This window comes from Herminiimonas sp. Marseille-P9896 (assembly GCF_903993245.1).
GTDB lineage: Bacteria > Pseudomonadota > Gammaproteobacteria > Burkholderiales > Burkholderiaceae_D > Oxalicibacterium > Oxalicibacterium contaminans.
This window is the reverse complement of sequence record NZ_CAJEVT010000001.1, coordinates 551,279-570,822: the sequence shown is the minus strand read 5'-3', so window position 1 is coordinate 570,822 and position 19,544 is coordinate 551,279. Positions and strand designations below refer to the sequence as shown.

Sequence of the window (19,544 nt, the reverse complement as noted above, 5' to 3'; positions counted from 1 at the left end):
TCTCATATCAAGGTTTCCGTGCAGCAGCGACTGGCGCGGCCACAGCGGCGGGATCCTGGTCACGTGGACGCTTGATACCGGCATTGATGGTGAATTCAAATACTTTCTTCGCATCCTTGCCCGAGCCTATGCCGGTGGAGCGGATTTCTATCAAGTCCGGACGCTCCAGCCACGGCGAGTTGTTACCTAGGTTGCGCAACAACTCCGACACCCGCTCGTTCGATTGTGCATAACCATTCAGGAGTACACGCTGGCCATCCTGTTTAAAGGACTTCAGGTAGACACCTTCCGGCACTTGTTGCGCCAACTCATCCATCAGGTAAACCGGTTGGTTGCGATCACTTTGCAAATCTTCTACCGCTTGCTGACGCGCCTTCAGTGCTTCGATTTCCTGCTTCAGATTGGCCACTTCCTTGATCTCGCCATCTAGTCTTGTGTTCTCTGCCTTGATGAAAGAATTGCGGGCTTGCTGTTCCGACAGTTGCGAAGAAAAATAAGCGCCAACCGCAATCACGATCAGGGCACCAAAAATCCCGCTCAACAACATCAACGCAACAAAATCTTTTTGCTTCTGTTTGCGCCGCTCTTCACGATGCGGCAATAAATTAATGCGGATCATCGGTCAAACCTCCGCATCGCCAGACCACAGGCCACCAGATACGCGGGCGCTTCGATACGCAATTGTTTCTCGCGCACGTTCGGACTCAGTTGCATGCCTTTGAATGGGCTGACCACAGACGCCGATAACTTGGTGCGATTCGCAACGGTTTCCACCATGCCCGGGATAATGGCGCAGCCACCGGCCAGGAATAACTGGTCGACACGGGTATAAGGGGTGGAGGTAAAGAAGAATTGAATCGCGCGCGTTACTTCCTGCGCTGCAGTTTCAAGGAAAGGCTCGAGGATTTCAGTCTGATATCCATCCGGCAAATCATTGTTGCGCTTTTTAACCTCGGCTTCTTCGTACGACAAGCCGTAGGTACGCACTATCTCTTGCGTCAATTGATGGCCGCCAAACGGTTGCTCGCGTTCGTAGATCAATTGGTCATCCAGCAGCATGGACACATGCATGACTTGTGAACCAATCTGGAACAAAGCCAGGATCTGCCCCTTGGCGCGATTCGGCATCTGCTCGGTCAGGCGGGAGATTGCGGCGCGCGCCGCATAAGATTCGATATCCATGATGGTCGGCTTGAGACCCGCGGCCTCGGCCACAGCCACCCTGTCTTCGACTTTTTCCTTGCGGGTCGCAGCAAGCATGACTTCGACGTCATCCGGCGAATTCTCAACCAGACCGATCACATCAAAGTCCAGACGCACTTCATCCAGCGCAAACGGAATGTACTGGCTGGCTTCGGTTTCAACCTGCAATTCCAGGCCTTCTTCCGATAAATTGCTGGGAAGTATGATCTTTTTGGTAATAACTGAAGCGGGCGGCATGCCCATGGCAGCTACCTTGGCGCGGGTGCCACTCTTTTTCCACACGCGCAGCACGGCATCCGATACCTGATCGATATTTTCGATATTACCGTCCACCACCGCACCTCGCGGCAATGGTTCTGAGGCGAAACACTCCAAACGCAGCTCGTTTTTCCCAACCTCAGACAATTCAACGAGTTTCACCCCGGAACTACTAATATCCAAACCTATCAATGGCGGATTTTTCTTGCCGAATAATGAGCCTAAATCTAAAGCCAAGGGCAGTTCTCCCCAGAAACGTTGTTTAGTATATGAACGCCATGCCGTTTAGCTTGTCAAAAACTCGACCGGAATGAAAAAGTAATGATTTTTCGATAAAAATCGTTTAAAAACTTATATTTAGAGCACATTGGTAAAACGTTACATTAAATCGTAGCAACAAGCCTTGAAAAGTGTAAAGCACTTTCCACAAAGTAATTTGCAAATCCGTTGCCAAAAATCCACGCGGAAAAACCGATGTTGCAATTAGCTGGATTTATTAGTAACAATCACGCCCCCAGGCGGCAGCCAGCTATAATGGCTCGAATATCGACCCCTCACTTTTCCTCCCTGCATGGCTTCCAAACAATCATCGTCCGATAGCTCCGAATCAAAATCACCTAAAAAACGCGCACCGAATCTGGCACTCCGACTCACCCTCGGCGTCATCGGCCTGATTACCGGCCTGGGCGTGATAGGCGCATTGATATTGGTATTTGCCTTGGCCATGGCCTATCCGAACCTGCCAGCGCTGGATTCACTGACCGACTATCGCCCCAAGATACCCCTGCGTATTTTCTCCGCAGATAACGTCTTAATTGGCGAATTTGGCGAAGAAAGACGGAATTTGGTCCACATCCGGGAAATTCCGGACATCATGAAAAAAGCCGTACTGGCGATCGAAGATGACCGTTTCTTTGAGCACGGCGGTGTGGACTATGTCGGCATCGTGCGCGCAGCCGTGCACAACCTGAGCGGCGGTGCGCGTCAGGGCGCGTCCACCATTACGCAGCAGGTAGCCCGTAACTTCTTCCTGTCCAGCGAACAAACGCTGAAACGCAAGATTTACGAAGTATTGCTGGCATGGAAAATCGAGAAGAACCTGACCAAGGATCAGATCCTCGAGGTCTATATGAATCAAATCTATCTGGGTCAGCGCGCCTACGGCTTTTCGTCTGCCGCCCAGATTTACTACGGCAAGAAATTGCAGCAAATCACTATCGCTGAAGCGGCGATGCTGGCCGGCCTGCCGAAAGCACCTTCCGCCTACAACCCGGTCGTCAATCCGAAACGTGCCAAAGCACGTCAGCAATACATTTTGCAGCGCATGTACCAGCTGGGCTATATCAGCGAACCGGAATACATGCAGGCCAAGGATGAAGAGCTCAAGATCAAGACAAATAGCAGCGAGTTCGGCGTACATGCTGAATACGTAGCGGAGATGACGCGCCAACTGGTGTACGAGCAATTCAAGGAAGAAACCTATACCCGCGGCCTGAATGTCTTCACCACGATCACCAAGGCCGACCAGGACGCTGCTTACCTCGCGGTCCGTCGTGGCGTCATGGACTATGAAAAGCGCCATGGTTATCGCGGCCCGGAAAGCTTTATCGAAATTCCGAACAATAAAGAAGAAGCAGAAGCCGCCATCGAAGTCGAACTGGCCAACCATCCTGATAGTGACGACCTGGTCGCTGCAGTCGTGCTGGAAGCCACACCGAAATTAGTACGTGCAGTACTGGTATCCGGCGAAGAGATACAGATTGAAGGTGCAGGCCTAACCTTTGCCGCCAACCTGCTGAGCGAAAAAGCTGCGCCGAACAAGCGCGTCAAGCGCGGTGCAGTGATACGCGTCATGCAGGAAGGCAAGACCTGGAGCATCATCCAGATGCCGGAAGTACAGTCCGCCTTCGTTGCCGCCAATACCGATGACGGCGCGATTCGCGCACTGGTCGGCGGCTTCGACTTCAACCGCAACAAGTTCAACCACGTCACGCAAGCCTGGCGTCAACCTGGCTCTTCGTTCAAACCGTTCATCTATTCCGCCTCACTGGAAAAAGGCTTGTCGCCTGCGACCATCATCAATGATGCGCCTATCAGCTTCGATGCCGGTCAGACTGGCGGCCAACCATGGGAACCGAAGAACTACGATGGCAAATACGATGGCCCTATGACCATGCGCAAAGGTCTGGCCAAGTCGAAAAACATGATTTCGATTCGCATCTTGCACAAGATAGGCGCGAAATACGGCCAGGAATACATCACGCGTTTCGGCTTTGATGCCGACAAGAACCCGCCGTATCTGACACTGGCGCTGGGCGCTGGCAATGTCACGCCACTGCAAATGGCAGCAGCCTATGCTGTGTTCGCCAATGGTGGCTACAAGGTCAGCCCGTACATGATCTCCAAGATCTCCGACGCCAATGGCAAGACATTGTCTGAAGTCAAACCCGAGCGCGCTGGCGACGAAAACAATCGCGTCATCGATCCACGCAATGCTTTCCTGATGGACAGCATGCTCAAGGGCGTCGTCACCTCCGGCACCGCAGTCAAGGCGATGGCACTCAAGCGCACCGACCTGGCAGGCAAAACCGGTACCACCAATGACTCCTTTGATGCCTGGTTCGCGGGCTATCAGCCGAATATCGTCGGCGTGGCTTGGATAGGTTTTGACCAGCCGAAAAACCTGGGTAATCGCGAAACCGGTGGCGGCCTCGCGTTACCGATCTGGATCAACTACATGCAGAAGGCGCTCAAGGATGTGCCTATGGTTGAGCGCACCGTGCCGGAAGGCATAGTAACGGTCAATGGCGAATACTATTACGCGGAAAGCCCACCGGGATTAGGGGTACGTAACCTGGATGCGGGCGAGGCAAGCAGCCCGTCCAACGCACCGACCAAAGATGAAGTGAAGAACGAACTGTTCTAATTTTGACAATAAAAAAGCGGGATGCCCTCATCAGGCATCCCGCTTTTTTACATCTGTAATCAATGTGCGTCTTGCAACACCACGTCCACGCCACCCTGCTGGCTGACCATTTCCGACAAAGCAGCAAATAACTCGGCGCCGTCACGCGTATTCACCCATTGTGTGCCTGCAGCCTTGAAATGAAAGCCGCCGGATTTGGCCGCTACCCAGAGCTCCTGCATAGGCGCCTGGCTGTTAACGATGATTTTTGTGCCGTTATCGATAAATTCGATCTCCAGCACATTGCCGCTACGCGTGCATTCCACGTCCAGCTCGCTGGTATCAGCCAAATCTTCCAGGCTGGCTTCAATTTGGTCCAAAGTTGCTTCTGCTTGCTTCAGGAATTCTGATTCGGTCATGCTACACTCCAACACGTTTCGTTAAACAGTGATTCTAATCGTGAAGTCCCAATCTGGTTTATCGCGCTTCGTCGCGTTGCTTCCTACTCTTGCCGGCATCGCCTGCATCAGCCTGCTCGCCGGTTGCGGCCAAAAAGGCCCGCTCTACATGCCGGGCACCAAGCCGCCATCCGGGCAGAACAAGAAAGCCGTGCCGACCATACCGACACAAACTCCTGCTCCTGTAGCTCCGTCATCCGAGACCAAGTAAAACCCATCATGTCGCATTTTTCTTACCAAGACGGTGTACTCTGCGCGGAGAATACACCGCTGGCGCAAATCGCCCAACAATTCGGCTCGCCGACTTACGTTTACTCCAAAGCAGCGCTGGTTGAAAACTTCTCCGCGTACGCTGACGCCTGCAAACAGCATGGCCGCAATGACGAAACCTCACTGGTTTGCTATTCCGTCAAATCAAACTCCAACCTGGCGGTACTAAACCTGCTCGGCAAACTGGGTTCTGGTTTCGATATCGTTTCCGGTGGCGAATTATTACGCGTATTGGCAGCCGGTGGCTCACCGCGCAAAGTTATTTTTTCCGGCGTCGGCAAATCGCGCGAAGAAATGCAACTCGCGCTGTCGCACGACATCCTGTGCTTCAACGTTGAATCGATCCCTGAATTGCACAGATTGAATGCGGTTGCCGCAGAAATGGGCAAAAAAGCTGCGGTCTCACTGCGCGTCAATCCGAACGTCGATGCTAAGACCCATCCTTACATCTCGACCGGCCTGAAAGATAACAAGTTCGGCATCGCCTATGAAGACACGCTGACGACTTATCGTGTCGCTGCAGCCTTGCCTAACATCGATGTCGTCGGCATCGACTGCCATATCGGTTCGCAATTGCTGGACGACGCTCCGCTGCTGGAAGCCGTCGACAAACTGATCGAACTGATAGACACGCTGGATGCTGAAGGCATCCATTTGCATCACCTGGATATCGGTGGCGGCATCGGCATCAACTACGACAATGATCAACCAGTCGCAGTGGGCGATTACCTGGCGCGTCTGTTTGCCAAGATAGACGCATGGCGCAAACAAAAACACGGCGGCGCACCGATCAAGGTTTTGTTTGAACCAGGTCGCTCCATCGTCGGTAATGCCGGCATCCTGCTGACCGAAGTCCAATACATCAAGCACGGCGAAACCAAAAACTTCGCCATCGTCGATGCGGCGATGAATGACCTGATGCGTCCGGCCATGTATGAAGCGTGGCACGGTGTCCTGCCGGTAAAGCAAAGCACTGCTGCTGCAGCGACCTACGATGTGGTTGGCCCGGTCTGCGAGTCCGGCGACTGGCTGGCACGCTCGCGTGAACTGGCGATAGAAGAAGGGGATTTGCTCGCCATCATGTCGGCGGGCGCGTATGGCATGACCATGTCATCCAACTACAACACACGTGGCAGGGCAGCAGAAGTCATGGTGGAAGGTGACAAGGTACACCTGATACGTAAGCGCGAAGCTGCCAGTGATTTGTTTGCACTGGAATCACTTCTGCCTTAAAGGTATAAACAAAAACGGGATGCAAAGCATCCCGTTTTTTTATGTTGCGCGCCCCACCACTACCGGTGTCCGGACACGTTTTTGCCACCACCAGACGACCCGCAGCAACAGCAACACACCCACGATAGAACCGAAGATAATAGGTTGCTCAAAATCGTGTTTGCCCGCCTTCATCCACCAGTAATGCAATATCCCCAGCAATGCGATCGCGTAGATCAGGCGATGCAGCCATTGCCAGCGTTTGCCACCCAGTCGTTTGACCATGCCATTGGTACTCGTCACTGCAAGCGGAATCAGCAATACAAACGCCGTGAAGCCCACGGTAATGAACGGGCGCTTGAGTACGTCTGCCCACATCTCGCTGACATCAAAGAAATGATCGAACCAGAAGAAGGTCATGAAATGCAGGCTGGCGTAGAAGAAGGCAAACAAACCCAGCATGCGGCGCAGCTTGAGCAACCAGTTCCATTTGCTGAAGCGACGTAACGGCGTAATCGCCAGCGTCATGCACAGGAAGTACAAAGTCCAGTCACCAGTGTTACGCGTGATGAACTCAATAGGATTGGCACCCAGCTGATCCGTTACCGTGAACACGGCAAGCCGGGCGAAAGGCAGCAAAGCCAGCAGGAACAGCACGCATTTCACTAGCGTGAGTTGGCGCGGAGAAGGATTTATATTCATGATGCTTAATTCGTCAGCCGCGCCCAAAGGTTACACAAGTAACTCAGAAAAATTTCTTCAAATCCATGCCGGTGTACAAGGAAGCAACCTGGCTATAACCATTGAACATCAGGGTCGGACGTTTCTTCGTGAACAAGCCATCCTCACCTATCCGACGCTCACTGGCTTGCGACCAGCGCGGATGATCCACCTGCGGATTTACGTTTGAATAAAAGCCGTATTCCCGTGGTGCGGCCAGATTCCATGCAGTGCGTGGCTGGTCTTTGACGAAGCGGATCTTGACGATGGACTTGGCCGACTTAAAGCCATACTTCCAGGGCGTCACTATGCGTATCGGCGCACCATTCTGATTCGGCAGTACTTCGCCATACATACCCAACGTCAAAAGCGTCAGCGGATGATTCGCCTCGTCTATGCGCAAGCCTTCTACATACGGCCAGTCCAGCACCGCACGATTCAAACCATGCATTGCTTCCTTATCGGCGAGGGTCACGAATTCGACGTACTTGGCATTGGAATTAGGCTCTACCTTCTTAATCAATTCAGACAGGGAATAGCCTATCCACGGAATCACCATCGACCAGCCTTCTACGCAGCGCAAGCGATAAACACGCTCTTCCAGCGGTGCCAGCTTCAACAGGCTGTCGATATCCAGCGTCATCGGCTTCTTGATTTCTCCCTCTATCGACACCGTCCAGGGGCGCGTCTTCATAGCGGACGCATAGCGCGCCGGACTCTCTTTATCGGTGCCGAATTCGTAGAAATTATTGTAGGTCGTGGCGTCTTTATAAGAGGTTTGCTTATCGAGTACCACGTAGGCCGGATTCGGCTGTGCTACCAGTTTTTGTGCAGTGGACGACGCAGCGAACGCTTCGCGCGAGGCCATCTCCAGCAATGCGCCACCGGCAATGGAGCCCACCGCCAGCTTGCGGATAAAGTCACGCCGCGACTCAAAAACATGGCGCGGCGTAATTTCTGATGCAAATGGAAGATCGATTCCATTCGAATTGCGTTTGATTAACATGGCGACTCCACATAAGGATAAGACTCCTGAACTTATTCAGACTCGCCAGCCTGCAAGGAGTTTCAAAACAGAAAGGGGAAACTGCAAATTCAGCCTCCCCTTTTTATTCCACTGCAAAAGTGTGTATTTTGCTTATGAAAAAATCTTACAGTTCTCCGTATGAATGCAAACCGGACAGGAACATATTCACCCCCAGGAATGCGAAGGTCGTGACCAGCAAACCGATAACCGCCCACCATGCCGCAACCTTGCCGCGCAAACCCTTCATCAAGCGCATGTGCAACCACGAAGCATAGTTAAGCCAGACGATCAGCGCCCAGGTCTCTTTCGGATCCCAGGACCAGTAGCCGCCCCACGCTTCTGCTGCCCACAAGGCGCCGAGGATGGTCGCAATCGTGAAGAAGGCGAAACCGACCGCGATCGCCTTGTACATCACATCATCCAGCACTTCCAGCGCAGGCAGGCGATCGACCAGCATGCCATGCGATTTCAACAGATAGGCAATCGCCACCATCGCAGCCAGCGCAAAAGTACCGTAACCAATGAAATTGGCTGGCACGTGTATCTTCATCCACCAGCTTTGCAGGGCAGGCACCAGCGGCTGGATCTCTGCCGCATCGCGTGACACCGTGTACCAGAGCAGGAAGCCGACTGCAGCGGAGATCACCAGCAAGACAAACGGCCCCAGTTGGCGCGTTGCGTAAACTTGCTCGTAGTACAAATAAAACAAAGCCGTGATCATGCAAAACAGGATGAATACTTCATACAGATTCGAGACCGGGATATGGCCGACATCTGCCCCTATCAGGTAAGACTCGTACCAGCGCACCAGCATGCCGGTAAAACCCATCACCACTGCGGCCCAGCACAACTTGCTACCGAGCGAAGCTCCGGTCGCCGAGCGCGTAATCAGCCCCCCCCAGTAAAACACGGTGGACAAGAGGAACAGCGTACTCATCCACAGGATCGCGGACTGGCTGGACAATAAATATTTAAGGAAGAATCGTTGGTCAGCGGCAGCCAGCGTGCCGCCGTACATCGAGATTGCAGAGAGGGATAAAACCGCCAGCACAGCCATCAGCCAGCGCACCGACTTCCAGTACCAACCCAGCCACGCAAAGGTCGGCGCGGCCAATACGAGGATGACTTCTTCGTACACATCCATGTGATGACCGAAACGATTCAGCGCAAACAAAGATCCCGCCAGCAAAAGCGCGCCGTACACCCAGTCCAGCACTGTCAGCCGTTTAAAAAAACCGGGAGGCTGCGTATAAATCTGTTCTTGTACTGCATCCATTGCTATCTCCGTAATGATTACTACCAACCATCCGATGCTCCGTCAGGAGTGCATCGGATCAGCGCGGTGTAAATTCTTTATATGCATCTTTTATAAAAGCGGAACGCCTCATGCAACTAAGTATAGTTGACCGGCTTATTTCTGTGCGGACCCAGCTTGCAACAGTTGCTGTTTAAATACTTCGAATTCTTTTTCAAAATCCAGAGTCTTGCGCTGCGAACTCATCGCCATGATGGCATGTGCACCGCCCCCCTCTTCCGATTTGATCCAGACCCAGACGCGGCGTTCACGTATATAAAACATCGAGAACACGCCCAGCACCAGCAACAAACAACCGAAGTAGACAATATTTTTGCCCGGCGAGCGCGTCACTTGCAGCACTGATGCCTTGACCTCGTCAAAGCCTTGCAGTTGCAGATAAACCGGTGCGCCGTAGAAGAAAGAATCGGAAATCGCATTCGTCGCCAGTTGCAGGAAGCGGCCATGCTTTTCATCCAGCTCTACCGGTTTCAAGCCCTCTTTCTCGCGCGCGATCTGCCACAAATCCCACATGCTGCCATTCATGATTTTCATGAAAATATCGGCCGCCTTTTCCTGATCCTGCGCCGGAATACGCTCGAGGAATTTCGACACGGCAATATAACCCGCATCCTGTCCGTCACCGGCAAAAATAGTCAAACCCTTCAGCGCAGAAGCCTGCAATTGCGCACGCAAGGCGCTGACGCCATCACGTGCTTCCGGCAATGCGCGTTGCGCATAGCGCTGTGCCGCCAGTTCGCGCAGTTGCGGATTCAGGATAGCGCCACGCAAGCGCATCCACTCATCTACCGTATCGTTTTCGTCGGCCGGTATGCGCAGGAAACGGAATTGATCGGCCGGCGATTCCCGCATGCCTGCCAGGAAGACATAAGCACCATCTACCAATACCGGCTGCATATAGTTGTGATATTCACGCGCCTGGCCATTACGATCGCGCAATTTGTATTGCACGCTCGGACCGACGTTTTTCAGGTCTTTATTATTGGCACTCTTTGCCGCAGAACCGAGATGCTTGTCAAAGCTGGAAGACAAACCCTGGTTCGGATTCACGGCGCGCACGTCCTGCCCATTCTTCGCCATATTCTCGACGTTGAAAGCGCGGAAACCGGACCACTCGACTGTGTAATCTGCGTTCTTGCCGGAAGCCGCCAGCGGCGTACTGCCACCTACCTCGCCCTGCAACGAGAACGAATTATGCACGACGCCCTGCATCGGATAGCCGACCACTTTCAATTTACTGCCGCCATCTTCAAACGAAGACTGATACACCGCCACGCCGCGATAAATCAAAGGCTCATTCACCTTGATTGTGGCAGGAAAGACTTTGCCGTTTTCATGATCCGTCACCACCACTTCACTGGCAAACAATTTAGGCATGCCGGTCGAGTAGTAATCGATGATGAAGCGCTTGAGCTGGATGGTGAATGGCAGATCCTGAATCAGCACACCGTCCTGCTGCGAAATAATCGCGGTGCTGCTGCTACTTCCTTCCGGGATCAAGGTATTGCCGCGGAAAGTCGGATTACCCAAACCCAAACGGTGTTGCTCGGGAATTTGCGCAATGATACCGTTGCCGATAAATGGTGTTTTATCGAACAACAGCTTTTGTATGCGTATCGGCAAGTCGGAATCGAGCAAGCCACCGAGACAAATAATCACGATGGACGCATGCGCAAAGATATAGCCCCATTTATTGCCTGCGCCCTGCTTGGCCGCAATCAACGTAGCATTTTCTTTTTCCACGACTTTGGTTTTATAGCCATTCGCCGTGACCCGCGCCAGCGTTTGCGCGGTCAGGGCCGCGCGTGAAATATCGATACGCCATTCAGCTTTATGATGGAAATTGCGCAACGATTGTTCGCGCACGTTTTCACGCCAGCTGCGCATATCCTTCAGCATCTTGGGCGCATTACGCAGCAGGCACAAAGAAGTGGATACAACGAGGAAGCCCATGATCACCAGGAACCACCAGGTGGAATACACGGCGTACAGGTTCAGCTTGCTGAAAACTTCAAACCAGAAAGGACCAAACTGATTGACATAGTTAGTCATCGGTTCGTTTTGTTTGAGGACGGTACCGATAATCGACGCAATCGAAATCAGGGTCAGCAAACTAATTGCAAAACGCATCGAGGACAACAGTTCTACACCATCTGCCAACCAACGGCGGCTGGTCTGCAACTCCCAGCCACCCGTACTTGTTTCTGTTTCGCTCGTCATTCCATCTTCCTCAATCTGCTACCAGGACTGCAGTCGGCCACATGCACAGCCGCAAGTATTGGCTGTTTGGCACGACGTCTCCGTATAAAACAAAAAGGGGTAGCCTGAGCCACCCCTTTTTATTATTTTTCTTGGTAGGTATTTATTATTTCAGGCCAGCCACATAATCCGATACTGCCTGAATTTCCTCATCTGACATCCGTTTGGCAACGGTGGTCATCAACTCGCTATTTTTACGCGTGCCTTGCCGGAATGCGACCAGTTGTGCCTGGGTATAAGTCTGGTGTTGACCGGCCAGGCGTGGATACTGTGCTGGCAAACCGGCACCGTTAGCGCTATGGCAGGCGGCACAGGCAGGAACATTCTTCTCGGCGATGCCACCGCGATAGATTTTCTTGCCCAGTTCAACCGTATCTTTGTTTTTTGCTGCGCCCGGAGTTGGCTTTTGCTTAGCCAGGTAGGCGATGACATTCTGGATATCTTCTTCCGTCATGCCTTTGGCGATAGGGGCCATGATCGCGTTATTACGCGCCGTGCCTTTGAAATCGACTAACTGTTTATGGATATAGGCACCGTGCTGCCCCGTCAGTTTCGGGTTCTCAGCGATGCTGGAATTGCCGGCAGCGCCATGGCAGGCGATACAAGCGGTGACATTACGGGTTGCGTCGCCAGTGTTGTAGAGGGCCTCTCCTTTAGCTGGATCGGCTTTGGCAACTTTCTTATCTTCAGAAGCATTCGCGGTAGCGGCAATTGCCAATAACGCAACGAACAAGGATTTTACGATTGGTATACAAATACGATTCATTCAAACACCCTGGAGACTTATTAATAAATTCTGCCCGATTGGCGACTTTATACTGCCACTTAAGATGCTAGTTCGCTTCTGCGGCGCAACAATGCGCAACCACTCATTGTACAATAGCTTTCCGGCATTTTTGCCACCCATTAAGCATTTTCTCCCATCCTATGTCCCTACTTTGGCAAGCCCGCTTCTTCACCACGGTCAATCATCTCCGTGACTTGCCAAAAACGCAAGTTCCCGAGATTGCATTTGCCGGCCGCTCCAACGCCGGTAAATCAACCGCGATCAATATACTGTGCAACCAGAAAAAACTGGCATTTGCGTCCAAAACTCCGGGCCGCACACAGCATATCAATTATTTTTCCATCGGCGGCGCCCATGTCGGACAGCACCGCAAGGATGAAACCCGGGTCGATGAGATCCGCGCCCTGCTGGTCGACTTGCCAGGCTATGGCTACGCCGAAGTATCCGGCTCGGCCAAATTGCACTGGCAAGAACTGCTGGGCGACTACGTCCAGCGCCGCGAACAGCTGGCCGCGCTGATCCTGATCGTCGATTCGCGCCGCCCGTTCACTGAGCTCGATATCCAGATGCTGGAATGGTTTGCTCCTACCGGCAAGCCCATCCACTGCCTGTTAACAAAATCAGACAAACTCAATCGCAACGATTCCGCCAATGCCTTGCGCACCGCGCGTACCATATTGAGTAGCTATGTCGATGAAAATGGACAACCGTTTCCATTCACCGCGCAATTATTCTCGTCGCTCAAACGCAGCGGCCTCGACGAAGCCACCGACAAGATCATAGACTTGCTGGGATTGAATGAGGAAGCAGAGGAAGAATCGAACGGCTCGGCCGAAGGCGATGTCTGACGATAACAGCTGTAGACAAAAAAAAGCCCTGGAGAAAGGGGAGTATCTCCAGGGCAATAACGCCATATCGCGCTTGTGCGACTTGGCCCCGCTCAGGGAGGAGAAGCGGGAGATGCAAAGCATCTGCTACTAGGATGAGCATGCGGCAAAAAAGTTTCATTTATTTTTTCCGTTTCGTTTTTAAGTAATTTAGACCACCTCATTTCGCTGAAAACTGCCATGTCCAAACTTATACAAAACGCACAATTCCCTGCCCTGCGCATGCGCCGTATGCGCAAGGACGCATTCTCACGCGCCATGATGCGCGAGCACGTCGTCACTCCGGCGGATCTGATTTATCCGGTCTTCATTACCGAAGGTGAAAATCAGCGTGAGAAGGTGGCGTCGATGCCGGGCGTAGAACGCCTGTCGGTCGATTTGCTGCTGAGCGTGGCGGAAGAATGCGTGGAGCTGAACATCCCTGTCATGGCGCTCTTCCCAGTCATCCAGGCATCATTGAAAACACCGGACGGCATCGAAGCCTGCAATCCGAATGGCCTGGTACCACGCGCGGTGCGCGAACTGAAGAAGCGTTTCCCCGAGCTCGGAATATTGACAGATGTTGCGCTCGACCCGTACACCAGCCACGGCCAGGACGGCGTGCTGGATGCGCATGGCTATGTACTCAACGACGAGACCTGCGCCATCCTCACCAAACAGGCATTGGCACAAGCCGAAGCGGGAGTAGACATCGTCGCGCCTTCCGACATGATGGACGGTCGCATCGCTGCAATACGCTCGGCACTGGAATCACACCACCATATCTACACCCGCATCATGGCTTACTCCGCCAAATATGCGTCGGCTTTCTACGGCCCGTTCCGTGACGCGGTCGGCTCGTCAGCCACGCTCGGTAAAAGTAATAAATCGACTTACCAGATGGATCCGGCCAATAGCGATGAAGCATTGCGCGAAGTGGCACTGGACCTGGCAGAAGGCGCCGACATGGTCATGGTCAAACCCGGCATGCCCTACCTCGACATCGTGCGTCGGGTCAAAGATGAATTTAAGGTGCCGACCTTTGCGTATCAGGTCAGTGGCGAATACGCGATGATCAAGGCGGCGGCACAACAAGGCTGGCTGGATCATGACAAAACCATGATGGAATCCATGATCGCCTTCAAACGTGCAGGTGCTGATGGCGTGCTGACTTACTTTGCACGCGATATCGCGCGCCGCTTGAAGCTAGGCTAAAACCCGCAAGGCAAAATCAGATGAGCGACTCCTTATTCCTATTTTTATTTCCATTAATAGGAATAACGGTCGTCTTAGCAATATTGTGGGTGCCCAGCGTGTGGGTTCTGCATAGACGAGGTACGCTGCCTGCACAGAGTAAGAGAACACTTCTGTTTACGCTTGTCTCCGAGCTTATCATTGCAGCAGTATTAGTTTTGATCGCTGACTTTGTTGGGCTACGCAATCCTGCAGCTTATGTGATCATCATCGCACTTGCTACCGGGATTGTTGGTGCCGTCATCACCAAACATTTAGCGAGCAACCATACACCCCATTAAAAAAAGCATCCAAATGGATGCTTTTTTTATTTACTGCGTTCAGATTACTTATTCGGCTGTGGTGTCAGGCGCAGATAAGGACGCTCAGCTTTGAAGCCCTTAGGATACTTTTGCTTGATGACGGCTTCATCCTGCACGGTCAGCGGAATGATGACATCGTCACCATCACGCCAGTTGCCTGGTGTCGCAACGGTATAACCATCGGTCAGTTGCAGTGCATCGATCACGCGCAAGACTTCATCGAAGTTGCGGCCGGTGCTCATAGGGTAAGTAATGGTGAGGCGGATTTTCTTTTGCGGATCGATCACAAACAGCGAACGCACGGTAGCAGTCGCCGATTGATTTGGATGGATCATGTCGTACAAAGTAGAAACCGATTTGTCGGCATCTGCAACGATAGGGAAACCGACGACGGTTTTTTGTGTCGCTTCGATATCCTTGATCCACTCAACGTGTTTGTCAGCCGGATCAACGGACAGGGCAATCGCTTTCACATTGCGCTTGTCGAATTCTGGTTTCAGCTTGGCAGTCAGGCCCAGCTCGGTGGTGCAGACCGGCGTAAAGTCAGCCGGATGCGAAAATAAAACAACCCAGGAATCGCCTGCCCATTCGTGGAATTTAATTTTGCCGATCGACGAATCTTGTTCGAAATCGGGGGCAGTATCGCCTAAACGTAAAGTCATTGCTTTCTCCTTCGCTTCGTAATCATCAATGTCTGACTATAGCCTGGTCAGACTGCTTTCCCAACGACAAATAACAACTATACAAATAACGGGAAGCTATGATCATAGCGCAAGCCGGGCCGCGCTTAAAATTGCTTGATCAGCTCCAGTGATTGCGTGAATTTATCGGCATTCTGAAATCCGATCACACGACCACCCTGGATTTCCTGTCCGGCTTTATCAAAGAAAATAATGCCAGGCGGCCCGAATAAATTGAAGCGTCGCAACATGGCTTTATCCTCGGCATCATTCGCCGTGACATCCACCTGCAGCAAGACCATTTCAGAGAAGTGATTACGCACACGTTTATCGGTGAAAGTCAGCTTCTCCATCTCGATACAGGAGACACACCAATCCGCGTAAAAATCCAGCATCACATGCTTGCCCTTGGACTGTGCCAAAGCAGCATCGAGATCTGCTACTGTTTTCACCCGTTTAAACGTTACCTTCTCCTGCCGCTCACCCTGCAAATGTTCGAGTGGGGCCAGCGCATCACGACCGCCGGTCGCTACACCTACCAGTTGCAACATACCGAGTGCCACGCACACCAGGCCAACTGCCTTGGAGAACCAGCCGCCTTTTGCGCCCCACAACAAATAAGCGCCATAGCCTACGAACAGTGCCGTCCAACCCAGCATTTGTGCGACCGCAGGAATCACCGGCGATACCATCCACAAAGCCACCGCCAGCATCAACACGCCAAAGAAGCGCTTGACCGCATCCATCCACATTCCAGCGCGCGGCAACAATGCCCCCGCCGACAAACCAACCAGCAGCAAAGGCACACTCATACCTATCGCCATCGCAAACAGCGCGCTACCACCTATCATCACATCACGCGTCTGGCTGATATAGACCAAGGCACCAGCCAGCGGCGCGGCCACGCATGGGCCGACGATCAGCGCCGACAATGCGCCCATCACAAATACGCCGATTAACTTGCCGGCGGATTGCTTCTCGGATGCTTGCGTCAGGCGTGTTTGGATCGCGGCAGGCATCTGCAACTGATAAACGTCGAACATCGCCAGTGCCAACACCGCCATCAACACCGCAAAAGTGCCGAGCACCCACGGATTCTGCAAGGCTGCGGCCAGTCCTTCGCCTACCAGACCGGCAGCGGTACCGAGCAGCGTATAAACAATCGCCATACCCAGCGAATACACCAGCGCCAGTATGAAACCGCGGCTGCGTTTTACCTGCGTGCCTTCACCGACAATAATGCTGGAAAGAATAGGCACCATAGGCAGCACACAAGGCGTAAACGCGAGACCCAATCCGAGCAGGAAGAACAGCGGCAATATGGTCAGCAGCTTGCCGCTTTTCAGCGAGCTTTCGATCTGCCCCATTTCGGTTTCAGGCAGAGCGCCGCCAGCTTGCTCGCCTGATCCAGCTGCGGACGATGTGAGCAAGGCGACCTTGCCATCACTCACCGAGAAACGCGCCTCGGTATCTATAGGCGAATAGCACAAGCCCTTATCGGAACAACCCTGGCTGGTCGAGATCAGCGTGAATGGCGCACTAGCCTCTACTGGTATCCGTACCGTTACGCTGTTGCGGAAGGTCTCTACGTCTTTCTGGAAGGTTTCATCGAATTTGATTTTGCCGTCAGGGATCTGCGGCTCGCCTAGCGTTGCACCGTTGGCCCTGAATGCAAAGCGCTCGCGGTACATGTAATAGCCATCTGCGATGGCGTAGGTGACGGCTATGGTTTGCGCATCGTCCATGCGCGCCGAGAATTTAAACGCCACTTCCGGCGCGAGGAACTCTTCATCTGCATGTGCCAGCGGCGTCAGCAGCGCAAGCATGAGCATGCAACTCAAGGCCAGCATGAATTTATGCAGCAATGATGTCATACGCTGTATGTCCAGCGGAACTGGCATCTGAATCTTAAACATTTCTATCCTTGTTGGTTTCCTGTCGTACCCAGTCCAAATAAGCTGACGCACCTTCAGTGACAGGAAAGGCAATAATTTCAGGCACTTCATATGGATGCAAAGCCTTGATCGCAGCTTCTACCTCGGCATAACGTGCTTGCGTTGTTTTGATCTGCAACATCACTTCACTTGCCTCCTCCAGCACACCTTGCCAGCGATACATCGAGTGTACGGCGGGCAGAATATTGACGCAGGCAACCAGTTGCTGTTCGAGCAAATGCCGCGACAGTTTTTTCGCACACTCCAGATCTGGCACATTGCTACACACAAGCAATACTTGCGCTGGTATCGACATCGCCATCCGTCCTTCGTTCAATTCAACAAACGCTTACGCGTCAACACGATCGCTGCATAAAAGGCAACAATGCAGTAAGCCAGCAATATACCGATATCCAACAAAGGTGCAGATGGCCAATGACCAAGCAGCAACGGTCGCACCAGGTTCACCGCCGCTCCCAGCGGCAAGACGCTGGCTATGCCTTGCAACCATCCGGGTAACTGCGCTACCGGATAGTACACGCCTGACAAGAAAACCATAGGCGTCAGTACCAGCGTGAAATAGTAGGTGAAAAAATCGTAACCTTTAGCCAACGCGTTCACGACCAGCCCCAGTGAAGCAAACATCATCCCGATCAGGAACAGCAAGGGCAACACCAGCAATGTATGCGGGTGCAGACCTATACCTAGGGCGAAGATCACCAGCAAAATCGCCAGGCCGGAAATCAGCGCTTTGGTCGCCGCCCACAGCATCTCAGCCAGCACCACATCATCCAATGCCAGTGGCGCATTCAGCAGCGCTTCCCAAGTCTTTTGCACATGCATGCGCGAGAATGCCGAGTACAGCGCTTCAAACGAAGCCGCCATCATGATGGACATGCAGATAGAGCCGGAAGCGAGGTACTGGATGTACGGAATGCCATCGACGTGGGTCAGCAGACTGCCCAAACCATAACCGAAAGCGAGCAAGGTAATCAAGGGATCGGCAATATTACCCAGCACGCTGGCGCCAGCCAGTTTTTTCCATACCAGGAAGTTGCGCTGCCAGATCGGGAACGCGCGCGTGGAGAATGCCGGGAATGTGTAGTTGGTCGATTTCAATCTCGCATCTCCCGACCGGTTAGCTTGAGGAACACATCTTCCAGATTCGCTGGCCGGTGTACGTAACGAACGTTAGCAGTGTGTGCAAGGCCATGCAGCAAAGGCTGCGCGTCATCCGTGTAGCAGAAGATGGTTTCGCCACTGACTTCGTAGCGCGCTGCCTGCGCCCGCCCTTGCTGCGCGCCCCATGCAGCCGCGCCATCGCCATACACTTCCAGCACCTGGCTTTCTATATGCTGCGCGATCAGTTCGCGTGGCGAGCCTTCGGCGATCAGCTGACCGTAATCCATCACGGCCAGGCGGTCGCACAAGCGCTCTGCTTCATCCATGAAGTGGGTGGTGAGGAATATGGTTTTGCCACGCGCCAGCAAGGTTTTGAGACGTTCCCAGATCATGTGGCGCGCTTGCGGATCCAGCCCGGTAGTTGGCTCATCCATGAAGATCAGATCGGGATCGTTCACCAAGGCACGTGCCAGTGTCAGGCGTCGCCGCATACCGCCGGATAACTCGCCTATTTGTGCATCCTTTTTATTGGTGAGATTGGCAAACTCCAACAAGGATGGGATGCGCGCAAGAATGGTTTTGTCCGGCAAGCCAAAATAGCGGCCGAACACCAGCAGGTTTTCTTCTACCGTAAAGTCAGGATCAAGATTATCTCCCTGCGGCACGACGCCGACACGGGTGCGTGCCTCGCGCGCATGATCCGGAATCGCATGTCCGACCAGGGTAATGCTGCCGCTATCTGGCGCAGTCAGGCCCAGGCACAAGCGTAGCGTGGTCGTCTTGCCCGCACCATTCGGTCCCAGCAAACCGTAGCACTCGCCACGACGCAGGGAGAAGGACAGGCCGTCGATTACTTTACTACCGCTGCCGTTGCGACCAAAGGACTTGTGCAGGTCGGTGACAGCAAGTATGGCTGTATCAGTCATAGGCACATGGCTCTTGATTAACTATGACCATCTTGCCATAAGCTGG

19 protein-coding genes are annotated in these 19,544 nt (G+C 53.0%); 6 read left to right on the top strand and 13 right to left on the bottom strand.

Features of this window, described 5'->3' with window-relative positions; translation table 11 throughout:
• Positions 1-7: 7 nt before the first annotated feature.
• Positions 8-619, bottom strand: a complete 612-nt coding sequence (locus tag H7U06_RS02795; RefSeq protein ID WP_175624674.1) for a PilN domain-containing protein — start codon at positions 617-619, stop codon at positions 8-10.
• Entirely contained in the window at positions 616-1,698 is a 1,083-nt protein-coding gene (locus H7U06_RS02790; protein ID WP_175624673.1) for a pilus assembly protein PilM, read from the bottom strand. The genes H7U06_RS02795 and H7U06_RS02790 overlap by 4 nt, the downstream gene beginning before the upstream one ends.
• A 334-nt stretch (positions 1,699-2,032) precedes the next feature.
• Here H7U06_RS02790 and H7U06_RS02785 point away from each other — a divergent pair, with 334 nt between their 5' ends.
• Complete coding sequence (locus tag H7U06_RS02785; RefSeq protein ID WP_175624672.1) at positions 2,033-4,387, top strand: penicillin-binding protein 1A; 2,355 nt, start codon at positions 2,033-2,035, stop codon at positions 4,385-4,387.
• 59 nt (positions 4,388-4,446) lie between these two features.
• Here the strand turns inward: H7U06_RS02785 and cyaY are convergent, their stop codons facing one another.
• Positions 4,447-4,785 (bottom strand): iron donor protein CyaY, encoded by a 339-nt coding sequence (cyaY, locus tag H7U06_RS02780; RefSeq protein WP_175624671.1) that lies wholly within the window; start codon positions 4,783-4,785, stop codon positions 4,447-4,449.
• A gap of 40 nt (positions 4,786-4,825) precedes the next feature.
• On the opposite strand from cyaY, the gene H7U06_RS16355 reads away from it, so the two are divergent.
• Together H7U06_RS16355 and lysA are read left to right on the top strand one after the other, a co-directional pair.
• Positions 4,826-5,035 carry a lipoprotein gene (locus H7U06_RS16355; RefSeq protein WP_175624670.1) on the top strand — a complete coding sequence of 70 codons (210 nt, stop codon included), beginning with the start codon at positions 4,826-4,828 and terminating at the stop codon, positions 5,033-5,035.
• 8 nt (positions 5,036-5,043) lie between these two features.
• Positions 5,044-6,327 carry a diaminopimelate decarboxylase gene (gene lysA / locus H7U06_RS02770; protein ID WP_175624669.1) on the top strand — a complete coding sequence of 428 codons (1,284 nt, stop codon included), beginning with the start codon at positions 5,044-5,046 and terminating at the stop codon, positions 6,325-6,327.
• Between the two features lie 39 nt (positions 6,328-6,366).
• Here lysA and H7U06_RS02765 read toward each other — a convergent pair whose 3' ends face one another.
• The 5 genes from H7U06_RS02765 to H7U06_RS02745 form a co-directional block, all read right to left on the bottom strand.
• Entirely contained in the window at positions 6,367-7,008 is a 642-nt protein-coding gene (locus H7U06_RS02765; RefSeq protein WP_175624668.1) for a sulfite oxidase heme-binding subunit YedZ, read from the bottom strand.
• A 43-nt stretch (positions 7,009-7,051) separates the two neighbouring features.
• Positions 7,052-8,032, bottom strand: a complete 981-nt coding sequence (gene msrP, locus H7U06_RS02760; protein ID WP_175624667.1) for a protein-methionine-sulfoxide reductase catalytic subunit MsrP — start codon at positions 8,030-8,032, stop codon at positions 7,052-7,054.
• A gap of 145 nt (positions 8,033-8,177) precedes the next feature.
• Complete coding sequence (gene ccsB / locus H7U06_RS02755) at positions 8,178-9,329, bottom strand: c-type cytochrome biogenesis protein CcsB (RefSeq protein WP_175624666.1); 1,152 nt, start codon at positions 9,327-9,329, stop codon at positions 8,178-8,180.
• A gap of 135 nt (positions 9,330-9,464) precedes the next feature.
• Positions 9,465-11,588 carry a cytochrome c biogenesis protein ResB gene (locus H7U06_RS02750; RefSeq protein ID WP_175624665.1) on the bottom strand — a complete coding sequence of 708 codons (2,124 nt, stop codon included), beginning with the start codon at positions 11,586-11,588 and terminating at the stop codon, positions 9,465-9,467.
• Between the two features lie 145 nt (positions 11,589-11,733).
• On the bottom strand, positions 11,734-12,393 hold the full coding sequence (locus H7U06_RS02745; protein WP_175624664.1) for a cytochrome c: 660 nt from the start codon (positions 12,391-12,393) through the stop codon (positions 11,734-11,736).
• Between the two features lie 161 nt (positions 12,394-12,554).
• Here H7U06_RS02745 and yihA point away from each other — a divergent pair, with 161 nt between their 5' ends.
• From yihA to H7U06_RS02730, 3 genes are all read left to right on the top strand, one after another.
• On the top strand, positions 12,555-13,262 hold the full coding sequence (yihA, locus tag H7U06_RS02740; RefSeq protein ID WP_175624663.1) for a ribosome biogenesis GTP-binding protein YihA/YsxC: 708 nt from the start codon (positions 12,555-12,557) through the stop codon (positions 13,260-13,262).
• Positions 13,263-13,481: 219 nt separating this feature from the next.
• Positions 13,482-14,495, top strand: coding sequence for a porphobilinogen synthase (gene hemB, locus H7U06_RS02735; RefSeq protein ID WP_175624662.1), 1,014 nt, complete (start codon positions 13,482-13,484; stop codon positions 14,493-14,495).
• Positions 14,496-14,515: 20 nt separating this feature from the next.
• A complete protein-coding gene (locus tag H7U06_RS02730; protein WP_175624661.1) occupies positions 14,516-14,815 on the top strand; it encodes a hypothetical protein in 300 nt (99 codons plus the stop codon).
• 44 nt (positions 14,816-14,859) lie between these two features.
• Here the strand turns inward: H7U06_RS02730 and H7U06_RS02725 are convergent, their stop codons facing one another.
• The 5 genes from H7U06_RS02725 to H7U06_RS02705 all read right to left on the bottom strand — a co-directional run bounded on the left by H7U06_RS02725 (position 14,860) and on the right by H7U06_RS02705 (position 19,498).
• Complete coding sequence (locus H7U06_RS02725; RefSeq protein ID WP_175624660.1) at positions 14,860-15,498, bottom strand: peroxiredoxin; 639 nt, start codon at positions 15,496-15,498, stop codon at positions 14,860-14,862.
• A 125-nt stretch (positions 15,499-15,623) separates the two neighbouring features.
• The gene (gene dsbD, locus H7U06_RS02720; RefSeq protein ID WP_370458597.1) at positions 15,624-17,432 is read right to left on the bottom strand and encodes a protein-disulfide reductase DsbD; all 1,809 of its coding nucleotides are present in this window, start codon (positions 17,430-17,432) and stop codon (positions 15,624-15,626) included.
• Positions 17,425-17,766, bottom strand: a complete 342-nt coding sequence (gene cutA / locus H7U06_RS02715) for a divalent-cation tolerance protein CutA (RefSeq protein ID WP_175624659.1) — start codon at positions 17,764-17,766, stop codon at positions 17,425-17,427. The genes dsbD and cutA overlap by 8 nt, the downstream gene beginning before the upstream one ends.
• A 17-nt stretch (positions 17,767-17,783) precedes the next feature.
• A complete protein-coding gene (locus tag H7U06_RS02710; RefSeq protein WP_175624658.1) occupies positions 17,784-18,569 on the bottom strand; it encodes an ABC transporter permease in 786 nt (261 codons plus the stop codon).
• On the bottom strand, positions 18,566-19,498 hold the full coding sequence (locus H7U06_RS02705; RefSeq protein ID WP_175624657.1) for an ATP-binding cassette domain-containing protein: 933 nt from the start codon (positions 19,496-19,498) through the stop codon (positions 18,566-18,568). The genes H7U06_RS02710 and H7U06_RS02705 overlap by 4 nt, the downstream gene beginning before the upstream one ends.
• Positions 19,499-19,544 lie beyond the last annotated feature (46 nt).